This window comes from Streptomyces iconiensis (assembly GCF_028657195.3).
Classification (GTDB): domain Bacteria; phylum Actinomycetota; class Actinomycetes; order Streptomycetales; family Streptomycetaceae; genus Streptomyces; species Streptomyces iconiensis.
This window is the reverse complement of the sequence record NZ_JANCPR020000031.1, coordinates 70,042-94,558: the sequence shown is the minus strand read 5'-3', so window position 1 is coordinate 94,558 and position 24,517 is coordinate 70,042. Positions and strand designations below refer to the sequence as shown.

27 protein-coding genes are annotated in these 24,517 nt (G+C 71.6%); 10 read left to right on the top strand and 17 right to left on the bottom strand.

The window, feature by feature from the left end:
* Positions 1-81: 81 nt before the first annotated feature.
* Entirely contained in the window at positions 82-1,890 is a 1,809-nt protein-coding gene (locus tag NMN56_RS27840; protein ID WP_430542727.1) for a substrate-binding and VWA domain-containing protein, read from the bottom strand.
* 276 nt (positions 1,891-2,166) lie between these two features.
* Here NMN56_RS27840 and NMN56_RS27835 point away from each other — a divergent pair, with 276 nt between their 5' ends.
* On the top strand, positions 2,167-2,982 hold the full coding sequence (locus NMN56_RS27835) for a CPBP family intramembrane glutamic endopeptidase (RefSeq protein ID WP_430542726.1): 816 nt from the start codon (positions 2,167-2,169) through the stop codon (positions 2,980-2,982).
* A gap of 49 nt (positions 2,983-3,031) precedes the next feature.
* On the opposite strand, the gene NMN56_RS27830 is transcribed toward NMN56_RS27835, so the two are convergent.
* On the bottom strand, positions 3,032-3,856 hold the full coding sequence (locus NMN56_RS27830; RefSeq protein ID WP_274046381.1) for a PhzF family phenazine biosynthesis protein: 825 nt from the start codon (positions 3,854-3,856) through the stop codon (positions 3,032-3,034).
* Positions 3,857-4,000: 144 nt separating this feature from the next.
* Between NMN56_RS27830 and NMN56_RS27825 the strand changes: the two genes are divergently transcribed.
* The gene (locus tag NMN56_RS27825) at positions 4,001-4,630 is read left to right on the top strand and encodes a PadR family transcriptional regulator (protein WP_274046380.1); all 630 of its coding nucleotides are present in this window, start codon (positions 4,001-4,003) and stop codon (positions 4,628-4,630) included.
* A 274-nt stretch (positions 4,631-4,904) separates the two neighbouring features.
* Here NMN56_RS27825 and NMN56_RS27820 read toward each other — a convergent pair whose 3' ends face one another.
* Both NMN56_RS27820 and NMN56_RS27815 read right to left on the bottom strand, forming a co-directional pair.
* Positions 4,905-5,639, bottom strand: coding sequence for a DUF4232 domain-containing protein (locus NMN56_RS27820; protein ID WP_274046379.1), 735 nt, complete (start codon positions 5,637-5,639; stop codon positions 4,905-4,907).
* A 106-nt stretch (positions 5,640-5,745) separates the two neighbouring features.
* The gene (locus NMN56_RS27815; protein WP_274046378.1) at positions 5,746-5,973 is read right to left on the bottom strand and encodes a hypothetical protein; all 228 of its coding nucleotides are present in this window, start codon (positions 5,971-5,973) and stop codon (positions 5,746-5,748) included.
* Between the two features lie 217 nt (positions 5,974-6,190).
* Here NMN56_RS27815 and NMN56_RS27810 point away from each other — a divergent pair, with 217 nt between their 5' ends.
* Both NMN56_RS27810 and NMN56_RS27805 read left to right on the top strand, forming a co-directional pair.
* Positions 6,191-6,718, top strand: a complete 528-nt coding sequence (locus NMN56_RS27810; protein ID WP_274046377.1) for a Clp protease N-terminal domain-containing protein — start codon at positions 6,191-6,193, stop codon at positions 6,716-6,718.
* Between the two features lie 106 nt (positions 6,719-6,824).
* A complete protein-coding gene (locus tag NMN56_RS27805; RefSeq protein ID WP_274046401.1) occupies positions 6,825-7,799 on the top strand; it encodes an EamA family transporter in 975 nt (324 codons plus the stop codon).
* Between the two features lie 129 nt (positions 7,800-7,928).
* On the opposite strand, the gene NMN56_RS27800 is transcribed toward NMN56_RS27805, so the two are convergent.
* Positions 7,929-8,654, bottom strand: coding sequence for a pyridoxamine 5'-phosphate oxidase family protein (locus NMN56_RS27800; protein ID WP_274046376.1), 726 nt, complete (start codon positions 8,652-8,654; stop codon positions 7,929-7,931).
* Positions 8,655-8,709: 55 nt separating this feature from the next.
* On the opposite strand from NMN56_RS27800, the gene NMN56_RS27795 reads away from it, so the two are divergent.
* A complete protein-coding gene (locus tag NMN56_RS27795; protein ID WP_274046375.1) occupies positions 8,710-10,041 on the top strand; it encodes an aminotransferase class I/II-fold pyridoxal phosphate-dependent enzyme in 1,332 nt (443 codons plus the stop codon).
* 113 nt (positions 10,042-10,154) lie between these two features.
* Complete coding sequence (locus NMN56_RS27790) at positions 10,155-10,421, top strand: hypothetical protein (RefSeq protein ID WP_274046374.1); 267 nt, start codon at positions 10,155-10,157, stop codon at positions 10,419-10,421.
* 125 nt (positions 10,422-10,546) lie between these two features.
* On the opposite strand, the gene NMN56_RS27785 is transcribed toward NMN56_RS27790, so the two are convergent.
* The 4 genes from NMN56_RS27785 to tnpA all read right to left on the bottom strand — a co-directional run bounded on the left by NMN56_RS27785 (position 10,547) and on the right by tnpA (position 12,524).
* On the bottom strand, positions 10,547-11,287 hold the full coding sequence (locus tag NMN56_RS27785) for an ATP-binding cassette domain-containing protein (protein ID WP_274046373.1): 741 nt from the start codon (positions 11,285-11,287) through the stop codon (positions 10,547-10,549).
* Between the two features lie 28 nt (positions 11,288-11,315).
* Positions 11,316-11,660 carry a hypothetical protein gene (locus NMN56_RS27780; RefSeq protein WP_274046372.1) on the bottom strand — a complete coding sequence of 115 codons (345 nt, stop codon included), beginning with the start codon at positions 11,658-11,660 and terminating at the stop codon, positions 11,316-11,318.
* Positions 11,639-11,905 carry a hypothetical protein gene (locus NMN56_RS27775; protein WP_274046371.1) on the bottom strand — a complete coding sequence of 89 codons (267 nt, stop codon included), beginning with the start codon at positions 11,903-11,905 and terminating at the stop codon, positions 11,639-11,641. Before NMN56_RS27775 ends, NMN56_RS27780 begins: the two co-directional genes overlap by 22 nt.
* Before the next feature lie 190 nt (positions 11,906-12,095).
* A complete protein-coding gene (tnpA, locus tag NMN56_RS27770) occupies positions 12,096-12,524 on the bottom strand; it encodes an IS200/IS605 family transposase (RefSeq protein ID WP_274046370.1) in 429 nt (142 codons plus the stop codon).
* A 22-nt stretch (positions 12,525-12,546) separates the two neighbouring features.
* Between tnpA and NMN56_RS27765 the strand changes: the two genes are divergently transcribed.
* Complete coding sequence (locus tag NMN56_RS27765; RefSeq protein WP_274046369.1) at positions 12,547-13,731, top strand: RNA-guided endonuclease InsQ/TnpB family protein; 1,185 nt, start codon at positions 12,547-12,549, stop codon at positions 13,729-13,731.
* Positions 13,732-13,804: 73 nt separating this feature from the next.
* On the opposite strand, the gene NMN56_RS27760 is transcribed toward NMN56_RS27765, so the two are convergent.
* Positions 13,805-14,272 carry a pyridoxamine 5'-phosphate oxidase family protein gene (locus NMN56_RS27760; RefSeq protein WP_274046368.1) on the bottom strand — a complete coding sequence of 156 codons (468 nt, stop codon included), beginning with the start codon at positions 14,270-14,272 and terminating at the stop codon, positions 13,805-13,807.
* Positions 14,273-14,477: 205 nt separating this feature from the next.
* Between NMN56_RS27760 and NMN56_RS27755 the strand changes: the two genes are divergently transcribed.
* A complete protein-coding gene (locus NMN56_RS27755; protein ID WP_274046367.1) occupies positions 14,478-15,107 on the top strand; it encodes a cysteine hydrolase family protein in 630 nt (209 codons plus the stop codon).
* 86 nt (positions 15,108-15,193) lie between these two features.
* Here the strand turns inward: NMN56_RS27755 and NMN56_RS27750 are convergent, their stop codons facing one another.
* From NMN56_RS27750 to NMN56_RS27735, 4 genes are all read right to left on the bottom strand, one after another.
* Positions 15,194-17,353, bottom strand: a complete 2,160-nt coding sequence (locus NMN56_RS27750) for a S9 family peptidase (RefSeq protein ID WP_274046366.1) — start codon at positions 17,351-17,353, stop codon at positions 15,194-15,196.
* Between the two features lie 26 nt (positions 17,354-17,379).
* Positions 17,380-18,036, bottom strand: coding sequence for a TetR/AcrR family transcriptional regulator (locus tag NMN56_RS27745; RefSeq protein WP_274046365.1), 657 nt, complete (start codon positions 18,034-18,036; stop codon positions 17,380-17,382).
* Positions 18,037-18,140: 104 nt separating this feature from the next.
* Positions 18,141-18,737 carry a sugar O-acetyltransferase gene (locus NMN56_RS27740; protein WP_274046364.1) on the bottom strand — a complete coding sequence of 199 codons (597 nt, stop codon included), beginning with the start codon at positions 18,735-18,737 and terminating at the stop codon, positions 18,141-18,143.
* 107 nt (positions 18,738-18,844) lie between these two features.
* On the bottom strand, positions 18,845-19,744 hold the full coding sequence (locus tag NMN56_RS27735; protein ID WP_274046363.1) for a dihydrodipicolinate synthase family protein: 900 nt from the start codon (positions 19,742-19,744) through the stop codon (positions 18,845-18,847).
* 71 nt (positions 19,745-19,815) lie between these two features.
* On the opposite strand from NMN56_RS27735, the gene NMN56_RS27730 reads away from it, so the two are divergent.
* Positions 19,816-20,766, top strand: coding sequence for a LysR family transcriptional regulator (locus NMN56_RS27730; RefSeq protein WP_274046362.1), 951 nt, complete (start codon positions 19,816-19,818; stop codon positions 20,764-20,766).
* On the opposite strand, the gene NMN56_RS27725 is transcribed toward NMN56_RS27730, so the two are convergent.
* Both NMN56_RS27725 and NMN56_RS27720 read right to left on the bottom strand, forming a co-directional pair.
* On the bottom strand, positions 20,763-21,149 hold the full coding sequence (locus tag NMN56_RS27725) for a DUF2255 family protein (RefSeq protein ID WP_274046361.1): 387 nt from the start codon (positions 21,147-21,149) through the stop codon (positions 20,763-20,765). The genes NMN56_RS27730 and NMN56_RS27725 overlap by 4 nt on opposite strands.
* 86 nt (positions 21,150-21,235) lie before the next feature.
* Positions 21,236-22,108 carry an aldo/keto reductase gene (locus NMN56_RS27720; protein ID WP_274046360.1) on the bottom strand — a complete coding sequence of 291 codons (873 nt, stop codon included), beginning with the start codon at positions 22,106-22,108 and terminating at the stop codon, positions 21,236-21,238.
* Positions 22,109-22,622: 514 nt separating this feature from the next.
* Here NMN56_RS27720 and NMN56_RS27715 point away from each other — a divergent pair.
* Positions 22,623-23,141 carry a GNAT family N-acetyltransferase gene (locus tag NMN56_RS27715; protein WP_274046359.1) on the top strand — a complete coding sequence of 173 codons (519 nt, stop codon included), beginning with the start codon at positions 22,623-22,625 and terminating at the stop codon, positions 23,139-23,141.
* 249 nt (positions 23,142-23,390) lie between these two features.
* On the opposite strand, the gene NMN56_RS27710 is transcribed toward NMN56_RS27715, so the two are convergent.
* Entirely contained in the window at positions 23,391-24,503 is a 1,113-nt protein-coding gene (locus tag NMN56_RS27710) for a type I phosphomannose isomerase catalytic subunit (protein WP_274046358.1), read from the bottom strand.
* Between the last annotated feature and the right edge of the window lie 14 nt (positions 24,504-24,517).

Genomic DNA, 24,517 nt, shown 5'->3' with positions numbered 1-24,517 from the left:
GGCCGTGAGCGAGTGAGTGAGTGAGGGTGCGAGCGTAGGGCTCGGTGGCCCGGGGAGCCGGCTGCTTCCGTGTGGGGGCGGTCAGCTTCTGCTGCCTGCCTCCATGATGGCCTTGAGGATGACCGTGTGGATCTGCGAGGGGTCGTTGACCTGGTGGGCGGAGCCGCCGGTCGCCTCGGCGATCTCCTTGGCCGCCTTCTCGTCCGCGTCGGGACCCACGGCGATGGCGATCAGCGGGACGGGCCGCTTGCCCTCGCCCCGCTCCTCCAGTTCCGCCGTCAGCTCCTGGCGGGAGATGCTGCCGGGGTCCTCGTTGGCGCCGTCGGTCAGCATCACGACGGCGTTGAACTTCCCGTTCGCGTAACCCTTGTGCGCCTCTTTGTAGGCGGCGAGCGCCGTGTCGTAGAGGCCCGTCGCGCCGCCGGGTATCGGCTCCATCTGGCTGAAGGCCGAGGTCAGCTTGTCGCGTTGGGTCGCGCCGTCGTCCTTCCTGTCGCCGAGGCGTGCCGTGGACACCAGTTCCCTGTAGTCCTTGTCGCCCTTCAGCCGGGTCGAGAACTCCCACAGGCCGACCTCGTCCTCGGGCGTGAACTGCGAGAGCCCCTGCATCAGCGACGCCTTGGTCACGTCCATCCGGGACTGGCCGGGGCGGCCCTGTACGGGGGCCGACATGGACGCGGAGGAGTCCACCACGAGCATGAACCTGGCGCTCTGCACGGTGATCGTCCACATGCCCAGCGCCGTGCGGACGCTCTCCGTCGACGGGGCCTCGGCCGGGGTCGCGGTGTACGGCTGGGGCTCACGGCCGCCCGCCTGCCGGGTGATGCCCTTGTCGGCCTCGCCGTTGACCGGCCTGAAGCCGTTCTTGTCCAGGACCCGGCGGCCCTGCGCGTCGCCCATGAGGGTCTGGAAGCGGATGGCGGCGCGGCTCTTCTCGGTGCTCATTTTCTCGTCGTTGACCAGGGTGTACGGGTAATCGAGGAGCGTGGCCCCGTCCTTGGGGTAGAAGAGCCGCAGTCCCGGCGCATCGCCCTTGGCCTTGTTGTGGGTGAAGGCGGCCTGTTCGGACAGGACGAGGGCCTGGTTGCGCTGCGGGTTGCCCAGCTCGGCGCCCGAGTCGTCGCGCGGCAGGGTGGCCAGGACCTGCGAGTCGCCCGGCGCGGTGCGCTCGGAGAGCTGTTTGGCCGCCGCGGCCGTCTTGGTCTCCGCCTCCTTGCCGCCCTCCTTGAGCGTGGACTTCTGGATCTGGGTGAGCGCGAGCAGCCCCGTGGCGCTGCGGGCCGGGTCGGCGCTGCCGATGCGCAGATCGTCGTCGCCGGTCGCGGAGGCGGCGATACGGGACCACGAGTAGCTCTTGCCGGGCCAGCCCATCTTCCTGGCCGCCGAGGGAACGGCGGCCAGGGCGAGCGGGGAGCCGGCGACGTTGCCGACCGTCTCCAGGGAAGGCGCCCGCCCCGAGGAGGAGGCGCGGTCCACCCACAGCTTCGAATCGGGCAGCCACACGTCGTAGTTGACGCTGCCGTCCTTGCCACCGCCCTGGAGCGTGTCGGCGACCTCGGCACCCGTACGCTCGCTGACGTGCACGTCCAGACAGCGCCCGTCCGACTTCGCCTCGTTCTCCCGCGCCTCGGCCGCGACCGTGCGCAGCGCCGGGGCGATGTCGGGGGAGGCGGCCACGCGCAGGTCGACGGTGGATCCGTCGCAGCCCCCGCCGAAGGGGAGGAGCCCGCTCTTCGCCGCCACGGCCGTGCCGGCGCCCAGTGCGACGACCAGGGCCGTGGCGAGCATGACGTTGCGCCGTCGCGAGCCGGACCGGCGGGGCGGTTCGATGGCGAGGGGTCCCCTCGCGCCGTAGATGCCGGAGTCGTCGGGCAAGCTGTGACGTGGCATGGCGTGGGCGCCTCTCCTGGAAGCCGTCGGGGCGGCAACGACGGAGGGACGGCACACCCTGACGGCGCTTGTCCCCCCGGCCAGCCGCGCGCGATCTTCGTACCTGTTTCCGCGACCCTAGCGCGGTGGCGGTACGGATGAGGCGCGATTGCTGAACTGGAGTCAGCGGACGGGACACGGGGGCCGGACGGTGGCGTGAGGTGGCGCGCCGGTGGCCCGACAGCGGTTCGAGGAGAGGGAACGGGATGGACACGGCGTTCGGAACGGGAGGTTCGTGTGCGCGCACAGGCGCCTGACGACCCGCTGCCCACGGGCGCGGACCTGGCGGACGACGGGCTGCGGCGGCGGACGCTGCGTACGGAGCTGCTGCTGGTCCTCGCGCTCTCGCTGGGCGCGAGCGCGGTCTCCTCGCTGATCAGTTTCCTCGGTGCGCTCACCGAGCCGGGCGGCCTCGCCGACCAGGCGGCTCAGCTCAACTCCTCGCGTGCGCCCGGGCGTCCCTGGCTCGACCTGGCCTGGCAGCTGTTCGCGGTCGCCACGGCGCTGGTGCCGGTCGCGCTGGTGGCGCACCTGCTGCTGCGGGAGCGTACGGGCGGGCTGCGGGTGCTGGGCTTCGACCTGCGCAGGCCGGGCTTCGACCTGGGCTGGGGTGCCGCCGTCGCGGCGGCCATCGGCGGCTGCGGGATCGGGCTCTACCTGCTGGCGCAGGCCGGGGGGCTGAACCTCACCGTGGAGCCCGAATCGCTGCCCCAGGTGTGGTGGAAGTACCCCGTGCTGATCGTCTCCGCCGTGCAGAACTCCGTGGTGGAGGAGGTGATCGTGGTCGGCTATGTGCTGCGCAGGCTGGACCAGTTGGGCTGGTCGCCGCTGGCAGCGCTCTCCGCGAGCGCCGTACTGCGCGGCTCGTACCACCTTTACCAGGGCATCGGCGGGTTCTTCGGGAACATGGCGATGGGCGTCATCTTCGTGCTGCTGTACCGGCGTTGGGGCCGAGTCGGCCCGCTGGTCGCCGCGCACGCGCTGATCGACATCGTCGCCTTCGTCGGGTATGGGCTGCTCGCGGGGAAGGTCGACTGGCTGCCCACGCCGTGAGCGCGCGTGCCTCGTAGCGAAGCAGCGCGCCGCGCGGCGTGGGCGGCACTCACGGTTCCACGAGGAGCTGTGCGTCCAGCATGGTGACGGCGGTACCGGTCAGCAGGGTGCGCTCGCCCCGCAGGCCGGTGCGCACGTAGCCCGTACGCGGGGAGACCTGGAGCCCCGTCAGGTCGTCGCGGCCGGTCCGCCCGGACCACAGCGGGGCGAGCGCGGTGTGGGCGCTGCCGGTGACCGGGTCCTCCGGGATGCCGTGCGCGGGTGCGAACACGCGGGACACGTAGTCGTGTACGCCCCGTACGCCGTCTCCCCGTGCGGTGACGACCACGGCGGGGTTCGGGAAGGCGGTGATGGCGTTCAGGTCGGGCGCCAGCCCGCGCACCGTTCCCTCGTCGGGCAGCTCCAGCAGCAGCATGTCCAGGCTGCCGGTTTCCCAGGCGGCCACGACCTGTGCGCCCAGCACGGCTGCCGCGCTCTCCGGGACGGCGGTCGGGGTGAGCGTGGCCGTGGGGAAGTCGAGAGTGAGGGCACCGTCGGGCGCCGCGGTGGCGGTGAGTACGCCGCTGAGCGAGCGGAAGCGCATCGTCTCGCCCGGCTTCACCGCGCCGTCGCCGGCGAGCAAGTGCGCCGTGGCCAGCGTGGCGTGGCCGCACAGTGCGACCTCATGGCTCGGGGTGAACCAGCGCAGCGCCCAGTCGGCATCGGCGTCGCCGGGCAGCGGGTGCGCGAACGCGGTCTCGGCGAGGTTCATCTCGGCGGCGAGCGCCTGGAGCCGGGAGTCCTCGGGGAACGGGCCGCTGTCGAGGAGGACAACGGCGGCGGGATTGCCGGTGTAGGGGCGGTCGGCGAAGGCGTCGACGGTACGGATCCTCATGGCGGCGGAGCGTAGTCCCGCGGCTGGGTCCCGGATACGGCCAATGTCACAGGAGTGGACCGGCAGGGGGTTGCTATTCGATAGGTAGCGATATATCGTTGACGCATCGCGACCGATCAAAGACAAGAAACGAAGGAGTCAGCGATGCATGTACACGGATATGAACAGGGAGCACGCGAGCAGGGCAGGGGTGGCCACGGCCGTGGCCGCGGGCCCGGGCGCGGATGGGGAGGACGCGAGGGCGGACGCCCCGCCTTCGGGCCCTTCGGCCCCGGCTTCGGCGACGGACCGCCCTTCGGCAGGGGCGGCGGCCGGGGGCGCGGCGGACCGCGCGGCCGGGCCAGGCGCGGCGACGTCAGGGCGTCGATCCTGGCGCTGCTCAAGGACAGGCCCATGCACGGGTACGAGATGATCCAGGAGATCGCCGAGCGCAGCGGCGGGTGGAAGCCGAGCCCGGGCTCCGTCTACCCGACGCTGCAACTGCTGGAGGACGAGGGTCTGATCGGCAGTGAGAGCGAGGGTGGCAAGAAGCACTTCACGCTCACCGAGGCCGGCAGGGCCGAGGCCGAGGCGGGAGCCGAGGCGCCCTGGGAAGAGGCGGGGCGCGGCGTCGACTGGGAGGCCATGCACGAGGCACGCAAGGCGGCCGGAAGCCTGGCCTCCGCGTTCCAGCAGGTATGGGCGACCGGCACCCCTGAGCAGCGGGAGAAGGCGCTCGGTGTCGTCAACGACGCCCGCAAGAAGCTCTATCTGATCCTCGCGGACGAGGACTGAGCGTGCCGGAGGCGCCGCCCTCCGGACGGCACAGAGGCCGGCCCCGGCAACCGCCGGGGCCGGCCTTTCGCGTGCCTGCCGCTCTGCCCTGTGTGCCCGCTCCTTGTGCGCCTGCCGCCCTGTGCGCCTGCTGCTCTGTCGCGTCTGCCCCCTGTGCGCCTGCCGCGCTCTGTTGTGCCTGTTCGCTCTGCGGCCTGCCGTTGCGGGTGCGTGTGTCCCGGCCGTGGCGCGCGGACCCGGGTCGTCGTGGGGCTGGTCGCGCTCGCGTGCGGGTTCAGTGCCGGGGGCCCTCGCCGGTGCGCAGGGCGGTGGCCTCGATCTCGCCGGCGCCGCACACGGTGCCCAGCTTCCAGTCGGCCGTCAATTGCCCCCGCTCGTCGGGCGGGATGACCCGCAGCGCGCCCGGCTCGGGGCACGCGCCGTCCGCGGGATCGCCCGTACCGGGTACGACCGTCCAGTGCAGCCTGCTCCAGGCCCGGTCGTCCGGTTTCAGGGTGAGGGGCCGGGAACGTACCGAGCGGTCCCGTTCGGTGTCGGTCGGGATGGTGCGGCCGGCGTCGGAGGTGAGCTGGAGCCCGGGCCAGCCGCTGGTGCGGCACGGCTCGTTCGAGGTGTTGGTGAACACGAGAGCGGCATAGCGGTTCCCGGCGGCGGGCTCCATCTCGCGCAGCGCGACGGAGAGCGCGCCGGGGGAGCACCACGGGAAACCGGCGGCCTGCCGCGAGGGGCCGGTCGTGCCCTCGCCCTCCGGGGACGGGGCGGTGGCCGGGGCGGACGAGGGTGCGGCGGAGCCCGCGGCGCCGTCACCTGCCGCGCTCTCCCCCTTCGTGCCGGGGGAGGGGTCGGCGGGGCGCGAACTGCCCGCACCGTCCGAGGGGGAGACGGAACCGGAGGGCGAGGACGACTGGCCGCAGCCGGCGGCCAGGAGCGCCGCGGCAACCGCCAGCGTGGCGAGCGCCGGGCGTACGGAGGCTGTGCGGCGCGCAGAGCGTGCATGGTGTGGGGCCATGAGATCTCCAGGTGCTGCCGGAGCGGGGATGTGCGCTTGTACCTGTGCGCTTGGACCCGCGCACTGCTGAGGAGGTTCCCGGTTTTACCGCGATCACTCCCCGTAGCTACCGGCCGCCCCCATGGGGCGAAGGCAGCCGCCAGATACGCGCCGCGTCGAAGCAGTCGTACGCGCGGGGGAAGCGGGAGTCGTCGTGGCAGTGGAAGGCGGCCCAGAACAGATCGCCAAGAAGCGCGTCGTAGGGCGCGTACACGCGGTAGACGTACTGCTTGCCGTCGGTCCCCGGCAGCGCCACCATCCAGCAGCCGGGCCCGGACTGGGTGCTTACGGCCATGGGCCTCCTCGGCCTGGCGGGGTGCGCGGGCAGTGCTGTGAGGGGTGACGCGCGACGGCACCGTCGGGGTTACGGGTGCGGCGGAATCGGGTGCTTCGCGTGACTGTTTCTCCTCCCCAGGGAGGAGGAGTCGGACGTGCGTACCCAACCAGTGGGGGACCTGCATATGCCACGGGGTGCTGATGTCCGGGAGGGGTGTGTGTGATGTGGTGGTCGTGTGCACAGCCCTACACCGTCCAGCGAACCAGCAGACGCGGGAGTCGAGGAGCAGGTCAGCGATGCGCTGGCCTTCATGATCGTGACCGCGCGGCGCCGCGCTGCCCGTGACGGGGACCGGCAGATCGACACGGCCCACCTCCTGCACAGCCTTCTGGAGTCCGACCGCGCGGTCTGGGAACTCCTCGACGGCGGCAGCCCTCAGGTGGGCAAGCTCCTCGGATATCTCGTCCAGCGCAGCATCGGCTACGGGCTCGCATGGCAGGGCAGCATGGAGGACTCCGGCGCCGTGCCCGCCGTCTCCGAGCAGCCCGGTGGTGTGCCCGGCTGGTCGCCCAGCGCAGCGAAGGCCCTCGAACTGGCGGGGGAGCGCGCGCGGAAGAGAGGGGACCAGCACGCGGAGGGCGTTGACCTGTTCGCTGGGCTGGTCGCCGACGACGAGTGCCGGGGCGTCGAGGTGCTGCGGCGGGCCGGTGTGGACACCGATGACCTGGCCGTTCGCCTGGGTGTCAGGGGCGTACAGGGGTGACACCCCTGTTGGGTGCTGGCATGATGCGGCGATGCGTGACACCTCGCCCGCCTCGGGAGGCGCTTCCGGCGCCGCACCTGATGCCTCCCGTGCCCGGACGCCAGGGATGGCCCTCGCGCTGCTGTCGGCCTTCGCCTTCGGCGGCTCGGGGGTCGCGGCCAAGCCGCTGATCGAGGCAGGACTCGAACCCCTCCATGTCACCTGGCTCCGCGTCGCGGGAGCCGCGCTCATCATGCTCCCGCTGGCCTGGCGCCACCGCGGCCTGCTGCGCGAACGCCCGGGGCTGCTCCTCGGGTTCGGGCTGCTGGCGGTCGCGGGTGTGCAGGCGTTCTACTTCGCGGCGCTCTCCCGTATCCCGGTCGGGGTCGCGCTGCTGATCGAGTATCTGGCGCCCGCGCTCGTACTGGGCTGGGTGCGGTTCGTGCAGCGGCGGCCCGTCACGCGGGCGGCGGCCGTGGGTGTCGTGCTGGCCGTCGGCGGACTGTGCTGCGTGGTCGAGGTCTGGGCGGGGCTGCGCCTCGACGGCATCGGACTGCTGCTCGCGCTGGGCGCCGCGTGCTGCCAGGTCGGTTACTTCGTGCTGTCGGACCACGGCAGTTCGGCCGAGGACGGCAGGCGCTCCGCCGATCCGATCGGCGTCATCGCCTACGGGCTGCTGGTGGGAGCCGTGGTCCTCACCCTGATCGCGCGCCCCTGGGACATGGACTGGACCGTGCTCACGCGGGATGCCGTGATGAACGGCGTGCGGGTGGACGCGCTGCTGCTGCTGGCCTGGATCGTGCTGGTGGCGACGGTGACCGCCTATCTGACCGGCGTCGTCTCCATCCGGCGGCTCTCGCCGCAGGTCGCCGGCGTGGTGGCCTGCCTGGAGGCCGTGATCGCGACCGTGCTCGCATGGGTACTGCTCGGTGAGCACCTGAGCGCCGTACAGCTCGTGGGCGGGGCCGTGGTGCTGCTCGGGGCCTTCATCGCGCAGAGTTCCGCGCCCAAGGCGCCCGCACAGGTGTCCTCCTCGGCCCTGGACCGGAAGAGCGGCGGGGACCACCGCGAGGGCGCCGCTGAGGACCTCGGCGCGCGCTGAGGCCCTCAGCGCCTGGTGGGGCTTCACCGCGTGTGAGCTTCAGCGCACGGTGGACGGCAGTGCGCGGTGGTGGCGTCAGCGTGCGGTGGGAGGTCAGCGAGCGGTGGCGTCAGCGTGCGGTGAGACGTCTCAGCGGGGGGTGAGCCGGTCCGCCGTGAGGTAGGCGGGGAGCGGGGTGCCGGGCGCCGTCTCCTCGGCGGGCGCGGGCGTGCCGTACGTACGGGTGACGGGCAGGACGCCGCTCCAGTACGGGAGTTCGAGATCCTCGCGCTCCTCGTTCGGGCCGCCGGTACGGGTCTTGGCCGAGACCTCCTCCAGGTCGAGGCGGAGGACGGCGGTGGCCGCCAGCTCCTTGGCGTTGGCCCTGCGCGAGTCGTCGGCGCGGCCCGCGAGTACGGACTCGACGATGGCGTCCAGTGCGGCCAGCCGCTCCTCGTGGTCGGTGACCTGGTGGGCGATGCCGTGCGCCACCACTGTGCGGTAGTTGATGGAGTGGTGGAAGGCGGACTTGGCCAGCACCAGGCCGTCCACGCGGGTGACCGTCACGCACACCGGCATACCCGGGTCGGACTCGCTCGCCTCGCGCAGCGGGCGCGAGCCCGTCGAGCCGTGCACGTAGAGGTGCTCGTCCACGCGCGCGTAGAGCGTCGGCAGCACCGCGGGGAGGCCGTCGCGGACGAAGCCGAGGTGGCAGACGTAGTCGTCGTCGAGGATCGAGTGCACCAACTCCCGGTCGTACGCGACGCGTTCGCGGGACCGAGAGGGTGTGGTGCGCGAGGTGCGGGCGTAGGAGGAGGAACCGCCGGCTGCGGTGCCGGTCGGTGCTGCCTGTCCGGTGGACGCGTGACTGGTCACGGTGCTCTCCCTGTTCCCCTGGCGAAATCTTTTGTACTAGTGCATACTGTCTTTTGTGCTAGGAGAATACAGGATCGAAGGGCGGCGCGCAGCTGAGATCGCCGCCAGTGTGGAGCGGGGGGTCGGCTCGGGCGAGCTGCCGCCCGGCCAAGTGCTGCCCCCGCTGCGGGAGTTGGCGACCGAACTGGGCGTCAACCCCAACACCGTCGCCGCCGCCTACCGCAATCTGCGCGAGCGCGGAGTCATCGAGACGGCCGGGCGGCGCGGCAGCAGAGTGCGGGCCAGGCCGGCGAGTACGTCCCGCGAGGCGCTCAGGGTCGAGGCGCCGGAGGGAGTCACCGACATTTCGACGGGCAACCCCGACCGCGCGCTGCTGCCTTCCCTCCGGGACGCCTTCGCCGCAGCGGCGGCCAGCGCGCACACGCATCCCGTGCTCTACGGCGCACCCGCGGCCGACCCGGACTTCGCCGCGCTCGCCCGCAGCGCCCTGGACGCCGACGGCGTACCCCCGGGGCCCGTGGCCGTCACCTCCGGCTCGCTCGACGCCATCGAACGCGTCCTCGGCGCGCACCTGCGCCCTGGCGACACCGTCGCCGTCGAGGACCCGGGCTGGGGCAGTCTGCTCGACCTCGTCCCCGCGCTCGGGCTGCGCCCGTTGCCTGTCGCCGTGGACGAGGAGGGGCCGCTGCCGGGCGAGTTGGAACGCGCGCTGGCCCAGGGAGCACGCGCCGCGATCGTCACCGACAGGGCACAGAACCCGACGGGCGCCGCCGTCACGGAGCCGCGCGCCCGGGAATTGCGGGCCGTGCTCGCCGCGCGCCCCGGCACCCTGCTCGTCGAGGACGACCACGGTCACGGCATCGTCGGCCTTGCCCTGCACCCCCTGGCGGGTGCGACCCGGCACTGGGCACTGGTGCGCTCCACCGCCAAGGCGTACGGGCCCGATCTGCGCCTCGCCGTACTGACCGGCGACCACCTCACCGTGGACAGGGTGCGTGGCAGGCAGCGCCTCGGTCCCGGCTGGGTCAGCCACCTCCTCCAGCGCGCGGTCTTCCACCTGTGGCGGGACGGCTCCTTCGACCCCGTGGAGGTGGCCCGCTCCTACGACCGGCGGCGCGAGGCGCTGCTCGAGGGGCTGGCCGCACGGGGCATCACCGCGTACGGGCGCAGCGGCATGAACGTATGGGTGCCCGTGTCCGACGAGACCGGCGCCGTGGCCCGCCTGCTCCAGGCCGGCTGGGCCGCCGCTCCGGGTGCCCGCTTCCGGCTGGCTTCACCTCCCGGACTGCGGCTGACCGTCTCGGAGTTGGTCACGGGCGACATGGAACGGCTCGCCGATGCCCTCGCCGCCGCCGTCAGGCCGGACGAGCATCGCCGGTACGAGTGAGAAGGTGAGCGCGCGGCAGCCCCCGGAGCTGTGACTGTTCACAGCGCGTCACTACCTCTAAGGTGTGTCGTCGTTGAGCCGTTGTTGACAATTCGTATGGGGGGATCGACGTCATGTCCTATTCCGGGCCGCCGCCGCCTTACAAGCCGCCGGGGTCGGGCCACAGCGACTCCAACACGCTGAGCATCGTCGGAATCGTGCTCGGTGCTGTGGCGTTCGTCTTCTGCCCGCCCGCCTTCGGGATCGCGGGCATCGTCTGCGGCGCCGTCGCCAAGTCCAAGAACGAACGGCTCGCGAACACCGCGCTCGGGGTCTCCATCGCCGGCCTCGTCGTCGGGCTGGTCCTCAGCTTCGTGCTGTTCAGGGGCGTCTACACCTGAGCAGGCAGGTAGGCCGACCGCCGCCAGTTGCGCGCGGCCGGCCTGCCTGACCGTGTTGCCGGCAGCACCGACGCGGGTAAGCCCGTCCGCAACGTACAGAAGCCGTACGCGCCCGGGGGTGCCGCCTACAGGTACGCGTCGGTGTCGCTGAGTGCGGAGTAGGCCGCCTCGGCCAGACGGCCGGGAGTGGTACCGGCGGGCGCGTGGCCGAGGAAGTCGTGCGTCTCGCCGGTGAAGACGATGCGCCCGGCGTCCAACACGGTGACCTGATCGCACTCTTCGGCCAGGTCGGTGACGTCGTGGGTGGAGAGCAGAACGTGGACGTCGTCCGCGAAGGATGCCAGGACGTCGCGGAATACCCGGCGCTGCCTGGGGTCCAGGCCGGCGGTGGGTTCGTCCAGGAGAAGGACGCGTACGCCGTGGACGAGGGCGGAGGCGACTCCGACACGGCGGAGTTGGCCGCCGGAGAGCTGCTTGGTCCTGATGTCGGCTTGCGGGAGCAGGTCGACGCGGGAGAGTGCCTGTGCGGCCGAGTCCCATGCTTCGCGTTTGTTCATGCCCTTCAGCCAGCCGCTGTAGGCGACTTGTTCCCGTGCGGTGAGCCCGGCCATGGCCGTGATCTGCTGCGGCATCCACCCCACCGAAGCCCTGTAGGCCCGGCTGCGCGAGCAGGTGCCTTCGTAGGTGACCGTTCCGGTACGGGGGTAGGTCACCGCGGCGGCGAGGCGCAAAAGGGTGGACTTCCCGGCACCGTTGGGCCCGAGCAGGATGGTCAGTCCGGGCGCGAGGGAGTAGTCGAGGCTGCTGAGAACGGGCGCTGACCAGGGGCGGTAGGAGTAGGTGCAGGAGGACAGTTCGAGGGGCATGGGGTCTTCTTCCGTTCTTGCCCGGCGGTCAGGAGGCGGCTCGCGGACGGAGGGTGAGCTGGCACGTCAGGCCGCCGGCGAGTGCCACGGCGGCTGCGGTGAGGGCGATCGGGTCGCCGTTGGCACGGGGGAGCACGCTCCAGAAGTAGGGGTGCCCCTGGCCGAAGCCGAAGAGCATCACCGCGAGCAGCCACACGACGGGAGCCATGACCGCGGGCGCCCCCATGAGCGGGCGCGCGCAGAGCATCAGGCCCACCAGGAAACAGGTGTTGCGGCCCACCGCCAGCGCGCTGGGCGAATCGAGAAGAGAGCCGATGACGAGGCCGGCCAGCACTGCCGCGGCGACCACCGTCAGTACCAGCCCGGCATCCATGACCCGTACCCGCCGGACGCCGGTGTCCTCGGCGGAGTGCAGACGGGGGAGTCCAAGGACACCAGCAGTGCCACGCACAGAGGTACGGGCGCCATCAACGTGGCCACTACGGGGTTGTCGCCTCCTGCGAGGAGGGAAGGCAGGCCGGCCACCACGCCCTGGAACAGCAGCACCAGGACGACGAACGTGCCGTAGGAGGCCAGCAGCAGGGTGGGCGCGCGGCGGGCCTTCAGCCACCAGATCACCCTTCACCGTCCACGTCGGCGTCCGGGTCCACGTCGGCGTCCGCGTCGGCGTCCGTGTTCGCGTCCGGCGACGAGGAGCACGCCTTCTTCAGCATGATCTAGTGCGGAACCCCGGGCGTTCACGCCCGGGAGGAAGCGCTTCTCTGGACTGTTCTGACTCGCAGTGGAGCACGGGTGCGCACTGTTGACCTCAGTCGGGATGCTTCTGGTTCCCGATGTACTCCTTGATGGTCGACAGGGGTGCGCCCCCGCACGATGCGGCGAAGTACGAGGGTGACCAGAAGTGTTCGCCCCACAGGTACTTGCGGATGTGGCCGGGGTACTCCTGGCGGAGCCTGCGGGCGGACACGCCCTTGAGTGAGCCGACCAGCCGGGACAGGGAGACCTTCGGCGGGTAGTGCACGAGGAGGTGTACGTGGTCGCTCTCGCCGTTGAACTCGACCAGCTCTGTTTCGAAGTCGGCGCAGACGGCGCGCATGACTTCTTCGCAGCGTCGAAGGATCTCGTCCGTGAATGGTCCGCGCCGGTACTTGGGCGTGAAGACCAAATGCGCGTGGAGGGTGTGGACGACCGTACGACCCCTGCGGATAACGGGGTTTGGCTCCCAGCGTGGTGACATAGATCAATGCTACGATCACCCGGTGAAGATCGTCACACAGGTGAAGCTGATGCCGGAGGCCGACCATGCCGCCGCGCTGTCGTTGACCCTGCGCACGGTCAACGAGGCGGCAAACTGGGCGTCGGCCGTGGCGTTCGAGCGCGGTGTCCCGCGTGAATACGAGCTGCGCAAGCACACCTATGCCGAGCTGAGGTCGCGGGGGCTGGGGGCGCAGGCCGCCCAGCACACGATCAAGAAGGTCCGCGACGCGTATACGACGCTCAAGGCCAACATCAAGGCCGGGAACCTCGGCAAGCCGGGGTCGAAGCGCCGGACCAGGGCCGGGACGAAGCCGGTCCTCTTCCGCCCCGAGGCTGCCCACCCGTACGACGACCGGTGTTTGAGCTGGCAGTACGACGCGCAGACCGTGTCCATCTGGACGACGACCGGGCGCATCAGGAACATCCCGTTCGTGTGTTCCTCGGACGCGCTCAAGCTGCTGCGGGAACACCGGCAGGGCGAATCCGACCTGATCGAGCGTGACGGCGTGTTCTACCTGGTCGCCGTCTGTGACGTACCCGAGGCTGAGCAGTACGAGCCCGACGGGTTCATCGGCGTGGACCTCGGCATCGCCGGTATCGCCACCGCCTCCACCGGCTACAAGGCCGCCGGGCGCGGCCTGAACCGGCACCGCAGGCGACAGCTCGACCTGCGCCGCAAGTTGCAGGCCAAGGGCACCAAGTCCGCCAAGCGGCGGCTGAAGAACCGTCGCCGCAAAGAGCAGCGCCACGCCGCCAACACCAACCACATCATCGCCAAGACGATCGTGACCGAGGCTGAACGCACCTCCGCCGGTATCTCCCTGGAAGAACTCAAGGGAATCCGGCAGAGGGTACGGCTCCGCAAGCCTTGGGGGCACCTCCCGGCCGGAGGCTGGGGGAGGGTCGCCCTCCACTCCTGGGCCTTCGCCCAGCTCGGAGACTTCATCGTCTACAAGGCCCGCAGGGCTGGCGTGCCCGTGGTCTTCGTCGATCCGGCCTACACCTCGCAGCAGTGCTCCGAGTGCGGCCACACCGACAAGAAGAACCGGGCAGGCCAGGCCGTCTTCACCTGCCGGAACTGCGGGGTCGTTGCCCACGCAGACCGGAACGCTTCCCGCAACGTCGCCCGCAAGGGCGAGGCTGCGTGGACTGCGGGGCGTGAGTCACGCGTCCCTGCCACCCCCTAGGGATGTCTGGACGGAGGAGCCCACCCAGCAGCCAGCCGGGCGCTACCTCCAAGCCCGATCCTTCAGGGCCGGGTCAAGTTGACAGTTTGCGGAAGTCCCAGGAGACGACGGAGGTGGGCGTCAGCCTCAGCCAGGCGTGGCGGCCGTCGTGCGGCATCTCGTCGATGCCGAAGTACTTCGCGGGGAAGTGCCGCTCGGGGTCGGCCAGTTCGGGGCAGGGCTCTCCTGTGCGGGGTGCCTCGCCGATGAACTCCACGCTGCCGGACAGTTCCACGCCGCGCAGCTCGCCGTACTCCTCGCCGTCGTCCACCACGACGGCGATACGGGGGTCATGGCTCAGCTGCGCCCAGCGCCTGCTGCGGGTGACGGAGTACAGCCACAGCGCCTTGCCGTCCCACCAGAACCAGAGCGCGCCCACATGCGGCGTGCCTCCGGCGCCGACGGTCGCGACCCGGCAGGTGCGCCGCGTCTCCAGGAACGCGTCGCGCTCCTGCCGCGTCATCATGATCCGGCGTCCCCGCCGCTGCTCCGTGACGGCCATGCGTACCACGCCTCCCCGTTCCCGGTACTCCGCGGTTCCTGACTAGGTGTCAGAAATCATGGACGCTCTTCCGGGCTCGCGCAATGCCCTCTATCCTGCCGCCGCCGACGGCGCAGCCGCCGGTACAGGTGCCACCAGGGCGCGACTCCGTCGGGATCCCACGGAATCCAGCGAAAATCGACGAAAATCGACGAAAGGGGAGCGCATGCCCCCGGACGACCGGCTTGCCGCACTGCTCGAACCCACCACCACGGCGTTGCTGACCGTCGAGTGCCAGCGCGGCGTGGTCGGCGAGGAGAGCGCGCTGCCCGAACTCGCCAAGGAGGCACGGGAGTCGGGCGCGCTGGAGCGGGTGGCGGCCCTCGCGGAAGCGGCACACGCGGCGGGCGTGCAGGTGATGCACGCGGTGGCCGAGCGCCGCCCCGACGGCAGGGGAGCCAACCACAACGCGCGCCTGTTCCGGGCGGCGGGGCGGCTGCCCGTACAGCAGCTCACCGGGACAGACGCAGTCCGTATCGCGGACCCGGTTCCGGTGGCGGAAGAGGACCTCGTCGTGCGGCGGCTGCACGGGCTCTCACCGCTCGCGGGCACCGACGTCGACGCGCTGCTGCGCAACCTCGGCATCCGTACGCTCGTCGTCACGGGCGTCTCGGCGAACGTGGCCATACCCAATGCGGTGTTCGACGCCGTCAACCTCGGCTACACCGCCGTCGTGCCTGCCGACGCCATCGCGGGAGTGCCCGCCGACTACACCCCCGCGATGGTCAGCAACACCCTGGCCCTGGTCTCGACCGTCACCACGGCAGGGGACGTGATCCGCCACTGGAAGAGCTGAACGTCCGCCGCGCTCGACGGCCACGCGTACCCGGGGGGAGCGGGCACGGCGCCGCCGCGTTCGGCCGCCGTGCTCAGCCGCCCCGTTCAGCGGGCGAGTGCGTCCTTGAGGAACCGGGCCTGGAACGGCAGCAGTTGCTCGGCCGCCGCCTCGTCGCGTACCAGGTGTGAGGCGCCGGGCAGCGGCAGCACGGAGTGGTCGCGCCCGGCGGCGAGCAGCGCTGCGGACAGGCGCAGGGTGTGCGCGAAGGCCACGTTGTCGTCGTCCGTACCGTGGATCAGCAGCAGTGGACGGCGCAGCAGGGGAGCGTCCTGGATCAGCGAACTGCTGTCGTAGTTCCCGGGTTCCTGATCCGGATGCCCGAGGAACCGCTCCTTCCAGTGCGTGTCGTACAGGCGCTGCTCGGAGGGCCCGGCGCCCGCGACGGCCGCGTGGAAGACGTCCGGGTGCCGCAGCACGGCGGCGGCGGCGAGCGTGCCGCTGAACGACCAGCCGCGTATCGCGACCCGGTCCAGGTCCAGGAAAGGGCGCGCGACGGCGGCGGCGCGCAGCGCGTCCCGCTGGTCCTCCAGTACGGGCGTCAACTGGTCGCCCCTGACCGCCTTCTCCCACGCGGGGCCGCGCCCTGGCGTGCCCCTGCCGTCCGTCACCAGGACGGCGAAGCCCTGTTCGGCGAACCACCGCGACACACAGGAAGCCCAGTGCCGCGCCCGCACCACCAGCCGCATGCCGGGCCCGCTGTACGGGTTCAGCAGTACGGGCAGCGAGCGCGGGGGCGCCGTGCCGGGCCTGCACCAGGAGGGCAGGTACAGGGCCGCGCGCAGCCCGCGTTCCCCGAGCGTCAGGAAGAGCGGCTCCGGCGGCAGCGCGGGCTCCTCGGCCACCGCATCGACGCCGCCCGCCGCGCGGCCCGCGCGCAGCACCGTCACCCGCTGCCCGCGCGGAGTGAGCCCGTCCAGGACGACAGTGCCCCGGCCCACGGCGGCGCCGTGTACTCCGTCGGCCCTGCTCACCTGTTCCGGCGCGGCGCCGGGCGACCAGCGCCACACGTGCTCCACGGTCGGGTCCTGGACGGCGGAGAACCAGACGGCCTCGCCGTCCGTGCCCAGCACCGCCTGCACCTGGAGCCCCGGAGGGGTGACCGCCGTGCCGGCGACGGTCAGCCTGCGCGTGTCCCCCTCGTCGGACGTGCGCACGAGAGCGCCGCTCTCCGTACGGCAGGGCGTGCCGGGAACCAGCTCAACCCAGTGCTCGTCCTCGCACATGTCCAGCACCTCGGTGCTGCCGTCGGCCGGATCGGCGGCGAGGGTCAGCACCGTGCGCTGGTCCCGGCTCTGCACCGTCACCAACGGCCCCCACCCGTCCCAGCGGGCGGTGGCCACGTACTCGAACCCGGTACGCCGGGTGTCCACTTCGGTGCGGGTGCCGTCCAGCCGCACGAGGTGCAGGGTCACCTCGGCGTTGGCCGTGCCCGCCGCCGGATACGGGATCGCGCGCGGCGGGCGCTCCGGATGCGCGGGGTCGGACAGCCAGCGGCGCGCGACCCGTGCGGTGTCCACCCGCGCGACCAGCAGGGCGCTGCCGTCCGGCGCCCACCAGTGGCCCCGCAGCCGTCCCATCGACTCGGCAGCGACGTGGTCGGTCAGCCCGTACGTCACCCCGGGACCCTCCGGCACGGCCAACTCCCTGGCGCCGAGGGCACTTTCACCGTCCGCGTCGCCTGGCCTGTGGTGCTGGTCAGGTCCGGCCGGGCTGACCACGCACAGGGTGCCCTCGCGTACGTACGCGATGAGGGTGCCGTCGGGGGAGGGGCGCGGGTCGGTGACGGGGCCCTCGACCGGTACGCGGAAGGGCGGGCCTCCCGCCGTGCGTACCGCCCACAGGGCGCCGCCCACCGTGAAGGCGACGAGGCTTCCCGCGCTGTCCGCCGCGTAGTCCGTGACCCCCACGGCCTGCTCGCGGGTCCGCTCGCGTGCCGCGCGTTCCGGTTCGGACCCGGGCCCGGAGGGCGCGGCGCCCAGCGTGCCGGGTCCCGCCAGCTCACGCTCCGCGCCGTCCTCCCACAGCCACAGACGGGACACCGGGTCGGCGCCGTCTCCCGTACGGACGAACAGCACGCGCGTGCCATCGCCCGGTACCGACAGGTTCCGTACCGTGCCCAGCGCGAAGCGCCTCGTCAGCGCGAACTGCCGGGGGAAGGCCGCGGCCCCTGACTCCCACTCCGCCGCACTCAGTGATCGGTCCATGGCGGGACTCTGCCACTCGCCGTCGATCACACGGAAGGAGCGCGACCTTCCCGGCTCGGCGGTGTGCGGTCCGACCGGCTCGGCGGTGTACGGCCCGCTCCGGTGGACGGTGTGCGGTCCGCCCCGTCCGACGGTGTGCCGTCCGCCCCGGTGAGACGGGCGACGGCCTCCGCCGTGAGGGCCCTGTCGTGGGGTTCGGTGTCCAGCGCGCGGTGGATCGCGAGCCCCTCGATGAGGGCGTCGAGCTGACGTGCGGTGCCGGGGGAGAAGTGCCGTTCGAGGATGCGGCGGGTGCGGCGCATCCATGCGCGGGTGAGTTCCCGGTAGGCGGGCCGCCGTGCGGCCAGCGTGTACAGCTCGTGGGTGAGGACGAGTTGGCGCTGGTCGCCGCGGGAGAGGTGGTGGACGAGATCGACGATCGCCTCACGTGCCTCGTCGGGGGTGCCGGCCGTGCCCAGCCGCTGTTCGAACAGGTCGGTGATGGTGGCCGAGAAACGCGTGAACGCCTCGCGCAGCAGCTCGTCCCTGTTCCGGAAGTGGTAGGTCATCGACCCGAGCGGTACTTCGGCGCGTGCGGCGACCTTGCGGTGGGAGACGCCGGAGACGCCCTCCTCGGCGATGAGGCCGAGCGCGGCGCCGATGATGCGCTCACGCCGGTCGGGATCGGTGTGCCCGGTTGCCACTGGTGCTCTCCTCCTTCCTGCGCTGCTCACCGTGCTTGCGCCGGCTCAGCGTGCCTGCGCTGACTTGTCGCAGCCCGCGCTGCTCCTACTGCCCACGCTGCTTCCTACTGCCTGCGCTTCTCGTAGAGCGTGCGGAGCACCCGCGCGGGGTTGCCCACGGCGACGACGCCTGCCGGGATGTCCTTGGCGACGACGGAACCGGCGCCGATGACGCTGTCGTCGCCGATGGTGACACCGGGCAGCACGATCACGCCGCCGCCGAGCCACACGTTGTCGCCGATGGTGATCGGCTCGGCCGCCTCCAGCTTGTCGCGCCGGGGCTGCGGCTCCAGAGGGTGAGTGGGCGTCAGCAACTGCACGTTCGGGCCGATCTGGCAGTCCTCGCCGATCGTGATGGGCGCGACGTCGAGCGCGGTGAGGTGGTAGTTGACGAACGTACGCGCACCGACGCTGAGATGACTGCCGTAGTCGACGAAGAGCGGCGGCCTGATGCGCACGTTCTCGCCCACGGAGCCCAGGAGTTCGACGAGCAGCGGCTGCGCGGCGTCCGCGTCCTTCACATAGGCGTCCTGATACGCGGCGGACAGCCGCACCGCGCGGTCCTGGATACGGGCGTTGTCCGGATCGTCGTCGATGTAGAGGTCTCCGGCGAGCATGCGCTCACGGTTCGTACGCGGGTCCCTGGCGAAGTAGTCCTTCATGGAGCGAGCGTACAGGTCAGAGTGTACGTTCGTACGCTTGCTGGGGAGAGGTGGTCTGTGGTGCCGGAGGGCGTCAAGCGGCCCGTCCGGCACAGCCGTCCACGGGGTCAACCCCCCAGGTCGGCCAGGCGCTTGAGCGTATCCGTCACCGAGTCGCGGTGGGCGGGCAGCAGAGGGAGGCGTACGTCCGGGGTGGGGATGCGTCCTTGGGCGTGCAGAACGCCCTTGATCACGGTGGGGTTGGGCTCGCTGAAGGCAGCGGTCGACAGCCTCGCCAGGGCGTGTCCGAGGTGACGGGCCCGCGAGAGGTCGCCTTGGCTCCACGCGGTGGCCAGTTCCGCGAAGCGACTGGTGGCCAGGTGTGCCGAGGCGAGGATGCCGCCGGTTGCACCGAGCGCCAGCAGGGGCGAGAGGAACAGATCGTCTCCGGCCAGGACCGCGAAGCCGGGCGGGAGGTCGCCGAGCAGGTCGACGGTCTCCCGGTCCACGCAGCCCTGCGCCAGCTTGACTCCGACGACGCCGGGAAGCTCCCCCAGCGCACGCAGGGTCGCTGCGTCGAGCGGCTGCGCCGTGCGGTAGGGGACGTGGTAGACGATCAGGGACACGGGGCTGACGCGTGCCAAGTGGGCGAAGTGCGCGAGGACACCGGCCTGTGAGGGGCGGGTGAAGTAGGGCACGGGTACCAGCGCCGCGGTGATCTCCGGCCGGTGCGCAAGCTCGCCGAGAGCGCGTTCGCCGGCCCGGGTGTCGTTGGTGCCGATGCCGATCGTCAGTGCCGCGTCGTGTTCCCGGCAGACGCGGGCGCAGACGCTGATGACCGTGGCCTTCTCCGCACTGTCGAGAGCGGCGGCCTCGGAGGTCGTACCGAGCGCGACGATCCCGGTGGCGCCCGCTGCCAGTACGGCACGGGCCAGTTCTTCGAGGGAGTCCTCCGCGATGTGTCCTTCGGGGGCGAAGGGCGTGACGAGCGGTACGTGGACTCCGTGCAGGGATGCGGGTTGCGTCATGAGTGGAGACTGACGCCAGGGCATCGTGCAGGTCCAGTTCGCGTTTCTTCGGCCGAGCGTAAGCTGAGGTGATGCTCGATGTCCGGCGCCTGCGCCTCCTGCGGGAACTGTCCCTGCGCGGCACCATCGCTGCCGTCGCCGAGGCGCTCGCGTTCACGCCCTCGGCGGTCTCCCAGCAATTGAGCGCTCTCGAACGCGAAGCCGGCCTCCCGCTTCTGGAGCGAACGGGACGGAGGGTCAGCCTCACTCCCGCGGGACAGAACCTGGCCCGGCACGCGGACGCCGTCCTCGAACGGCTGGAACAGGCCGCAGCAGAGCTGGCCGACACGCGCCAGGGCATGGCGGGCCCTCTGCGGATCGGCACCTTCCCTGCCGCCACCCGGGCAATGGTCCTCGGGGCGCTGACCTCCCTGGTCCATCAGCACCCGGACCTGGAGCCCATGATGCTGGAGATCGATCCGGTGGGGGTCGCCGGTGCCCTGCGCGCGGGTGACCTGGACGTGGCGCTGATCCATGAGTACGACTTCGTGCCGGCACCCGATGAACCCGGTCTGGTCGCCGAACCCCTGTGCACCGAGCCCATGTACCTCGCGTTCGGGTCGCCCGGACCGGACGAGGGGGCCGGCGGCTCCGGGCTCGCGCACGGGAAGGACCTGCCTTGGATCACGGCGACCCCGGGGACCCTGTGTCACGCGATGACCCTCCGTGCCTGCCAAGCCGCCGGCTTTACGCCACGTGTCCGGCATCAAGTGGACGACTTCGCCACCGTGCTGGCCCTTGTCGCCGCGGGCCAGGGCGTCGCCCTGGTGCCGCAACTCGGAGTGGTGGACCCACCGCCCGGTGTGGCACTGACGCGGTTGCCCCTCCACAGGAGGACCGAGGTCGCCTACCGGGCCGGTGCCGCCCGCCACCCCGCGGTCACCGCAACCATCGCGGCCCTCCGCGCAGCCGTCCCGGAGGACCTGGCTCGCCCCGATGAACCGCCTCGTCAGCGCGGCGGGGGCCCGCGCGTTGTGGTCTAGGCGTGCGGTACGAGGCGCATGGTCGTGGTGCGGGCCTGGGGGCCGTTGATCGCTTCGAGGGGGGCGGCGTAGTCCGCGTACTTGGTCCGGTAGGCGGCGTCGACCTGTTCGTTGAGTGTGGGGTGCGCGTCGGTGTCGGCGTCGACGAAGGTGACGTCCTTCTCCATGCCGTCCGCGCGGATACGGCCCTCGTGCCGGTCCCGGGTGCCGCGGTACCACTGGGACGTGGGGCCGTTGACGGAGCGGACGTAGAGGCCGTCGCCGTCGCGGACCACCCAGATGGTGCGCCAGCTGCTGAGCGAACCGTCCTGCCGGAGGGGCGCCACCTGCATCTCCTCGGTGCCGGCGACCCGGTTCAGTTCGTCGTTGCTCCATGTGGGCATGCGTACTCTCCTTCTCGTACGGGGGAGGGGATAGGGGCGTGCTCCCGGATCGGCCGGGTGCTGGATTCCGGGTGCCGGGCGCCTGGTCAGAGTGTGTTGAGGCCGACCTGTTCCGGGTCGGGGCCGCCGCGTACACCGGTGTCGAGGGCGTCGAGCGCCGCCACCTCGTCGGGGGCGAGGGCGAAGTCGAAGACGCCGAAGTTCTCCGCGATGCGGTGCGGCTTGACGGACTTGGGGATGGGGGAGAGCCCGTGTTCGAGGTGCCAGCGCAGTACGACCTGGGCAGGCGTCTTGCCGTACTTGGCGGCCAGCGCGGTGACGGCCCGGTCCTGTAGGGGGTCGCTGGTTCCCTCCGTGGCCAGGTAGCGGTTGGCGCCGCCGATCGGGGACCAGGACTGGGTGACGATGCCGTGCGCGGCGTCGAACGTACGCAGTTCGGCCTGGGTGAAGTGCGGGTGCAGCTCGACCTGGTTGACCGCGGGGACGATGTCGGTGCGCTCCATGAGGCTGAGCAGGTGTGCGGGGTTGTGGTTGCACACCCCGATGGCGCGTGCACGGCCGTCGGCCAGGAGCTTCTCGGCCGCACGGTAGGAGGCGACCGTTTGCTCCTGAGCCGAGGGCACGGGCCAGTGCAGCAGGTAGAGGTCCAGGCGCTCCAGGCCGAGCTTGGCAAGGCTGGTGTCGAAGGCGCGCAGCGTGGCGTCGTAGCCGTAGTCCGTCATCCACACCTTGGTCGTCACGAACACCTCGTCGCGGTCGACGCCCGAGCGGCGGAGCCCTTCGCCGACCTCGCTCTCGTTGCCGTAGGCGGCTGCGGTGTCGATCAGCCGGTAGCCGTCCTGGAGCGCGGTGACGACAGCGGGCACGGTGTCCTCGGGCGCGCTCTGGTAGACGCCGAGCCCCAGAGCGGGCATCCGGACACCGTTGTTCAGCGTCAGCAGCGGACTGCGCGTGGCCATGGCGGCTGCTCCTTCACGGGGAGGGGGTCGAGTCCATACGGGGAGCGGTTGGGCGGGGGAGATGGTCGAGCTCTTACGAGGGGGCGGAGGCGGTCGAGGGGGAGAGATTGTCGAAGGGGAAGGTGCCGGGTGGGGGAGCGCGGGCGCGGGTGTGGGCTGTACCGGTTCTCCAGCCATTTGCGCGTGCCGTCGGCGCCGCCGCAACCGGAGGAGCAACCGGAGCAACCCTCGCCGCCGAAGCGCGAGCCCGGGGAACGCTCTCGTGCGTGCTGCTCCGGCTCCGGCCGTCCGTCGGCCTGCGGTCCGCCGGGTGCCCAACTCCGGCCTGCCGGAACGTGCTTGACAGAGCCCCGCCGACGCACGAAACCGGGCCGCGCGAACCCGGCGTGCCCGCTGCCTCACGACCAGGGCGGTCGATGAACATGGCCCGCCAGCCACTTCGTCACCATGCCCTTGTCCGGGCCGCACGAGGGAAGTGAGCGGTCCGGGTGTTCGAAACGACCAGGAGTGTCGCGTGTCTTCTTCTTTTCCCCCGACCGGTACCGAACTGACCACCGAACGCCTCGTGCTGCGGCCGTGGGTCACCGACGAGATCGACGCCGTTCTCGATGACGGCCGTATGGCGCACTGGGCGGAGGACTTCCCCGCCGAGGGCGACCGCGTCATCGCCGGCTTCATCACCGAGTGGACTGGCACGCCGGGCGCGTACGGTCACCGGCTGATCGTCGAGCGGGAGAGCGGTCTGGTGGTCGGCTCCACCAGCCTCCTCTGGCCGCCGACCGACGGCGCCCTCGAAGTCGGCTACGGCATCGTGGCCTCACGGCGCGGCCGGGGCTACGCCTCCGAGGCCGCCAGGGCCCTGATCGGGTTCGCGCTGCGCATGCCCGGCGTCCATACGGTGTACGCCGATGTGGAACTGGCGAACCCGGCCTCCGTTCGCGTACTGGAGAAGGCCGGACTGCGCCGCTGGAGCGAGGACGGCACCACGGCCCGTTTCCGTACGGAGGCAGCACCGGGCCTGCCCGAGCGGTGATCCTCCGCCCGGGGGCCGGCGGCGGAACGGCGGCCCAGCACGGAGGAGGCCGTGGTGCCGAGCCCGACGCGGGGATACGCGCGACGTGCGTCGAGCCCGTCCGGGCGACGAGGGGTTGGGGCGGGCGGTGGGGCCGTTGCCCGCACCGTCGTCGGTTGCGGGTTGCGGGTTGCGGGTTGCTGGTTGCCGGTCGTCGGTCGTCGGTCGCTGGTCGTCGGCGTGCACGCCGACGCTCCGCCCCTTGGGCCGTCACGTCCCCTGGTCCGTCGGCGAGTGTCCGCCCAGTCCCTCGCCGAGTGCGGCCACGTCCGCCGCCGGGTGCCCGGCGGCCAGGAGAGGGGTCCGGATGTCGTGGTTCAGGTCGGGTACGTAACCGATGAGTACGTCGGCGGGTGCCTGGATCTCCACGAAACCGAGCGCGGCGGGCAGCAGCAGGGTGCTGGCGCGGCCCAGAGGTTCGCTGAACGGGCCGCAGGTCACAGTGGTCGGCGTTCCCACGTTGCTCAGCACGACTGCCGTGTCGAAGGCGCGGACGAGGGCGCCCGCGTGGCTGTGTGCCCGTAGCCGTTCCAGCGCGAAGTACGGTCCCGCGCAGAGGACCCTGCGTTCGGTGCCCTCCCCGCTCGGCAGGGTCAGACCGGGGGTGAACTCCGGCCGCGGTGCGGGCTTCCACTCGTCCAGCAGCGCCTCGATGTGGGAGTGCCACTGGTCGTCAGGGATCGGACTGCCGTCCTCCATGCGGTGACGCATCGCGTGCTGCTGGAGGTCGGAGGTCTGCTCGATCTCGTAGACCAGGGTCTCAGGGCCGAAACTGTGCAGGGTTCCGGCCGGTACGTAGATGGTCCGGCCCGCCAGGACGGGCAGCCGGCGCATCACGGAGTCGAAGTCCTGCGCGAGCAGTGCCCGTCGCAGCTCGTCGCGGCCCACACCCTCCCGCACACCGACCAGCGCCGTGGCGCCGGGGGCAGCCGCCACGATGTGCCAAGCCTCCGTTTTGCCGTTCGGCTCACCCTCCAGCCGGCGCGCTGCCTCGTCGTCGGGGTGCAGATGTACGGGCAACGGGCGATACGCGTCGATGAACTTGGTCAGCAAGGGGAAGCGCGGGCCGCCACGCCATCCACGCCCCACCAGCTCCTCGGGGAACTCCTCCGTGAGGCCGCGCAGGGAGCGGCCGGCCAGTGCGCCGTTCACGATGTGGGCGCCGTCCCCCTCGACATCGCTGACCTCCCAGGTCTCCGCGATCCGCCCCTCGGGCATACCGTCGCGGCCGAGGTACCGGGGGATGTACCGGCCACCGAAGACGTGCTGCTTGACGGGTGTCGTCAGGCGCAGCGGATACCAGCCCGTGCCCGTACGACTCACAGAGCCGGCGTCCG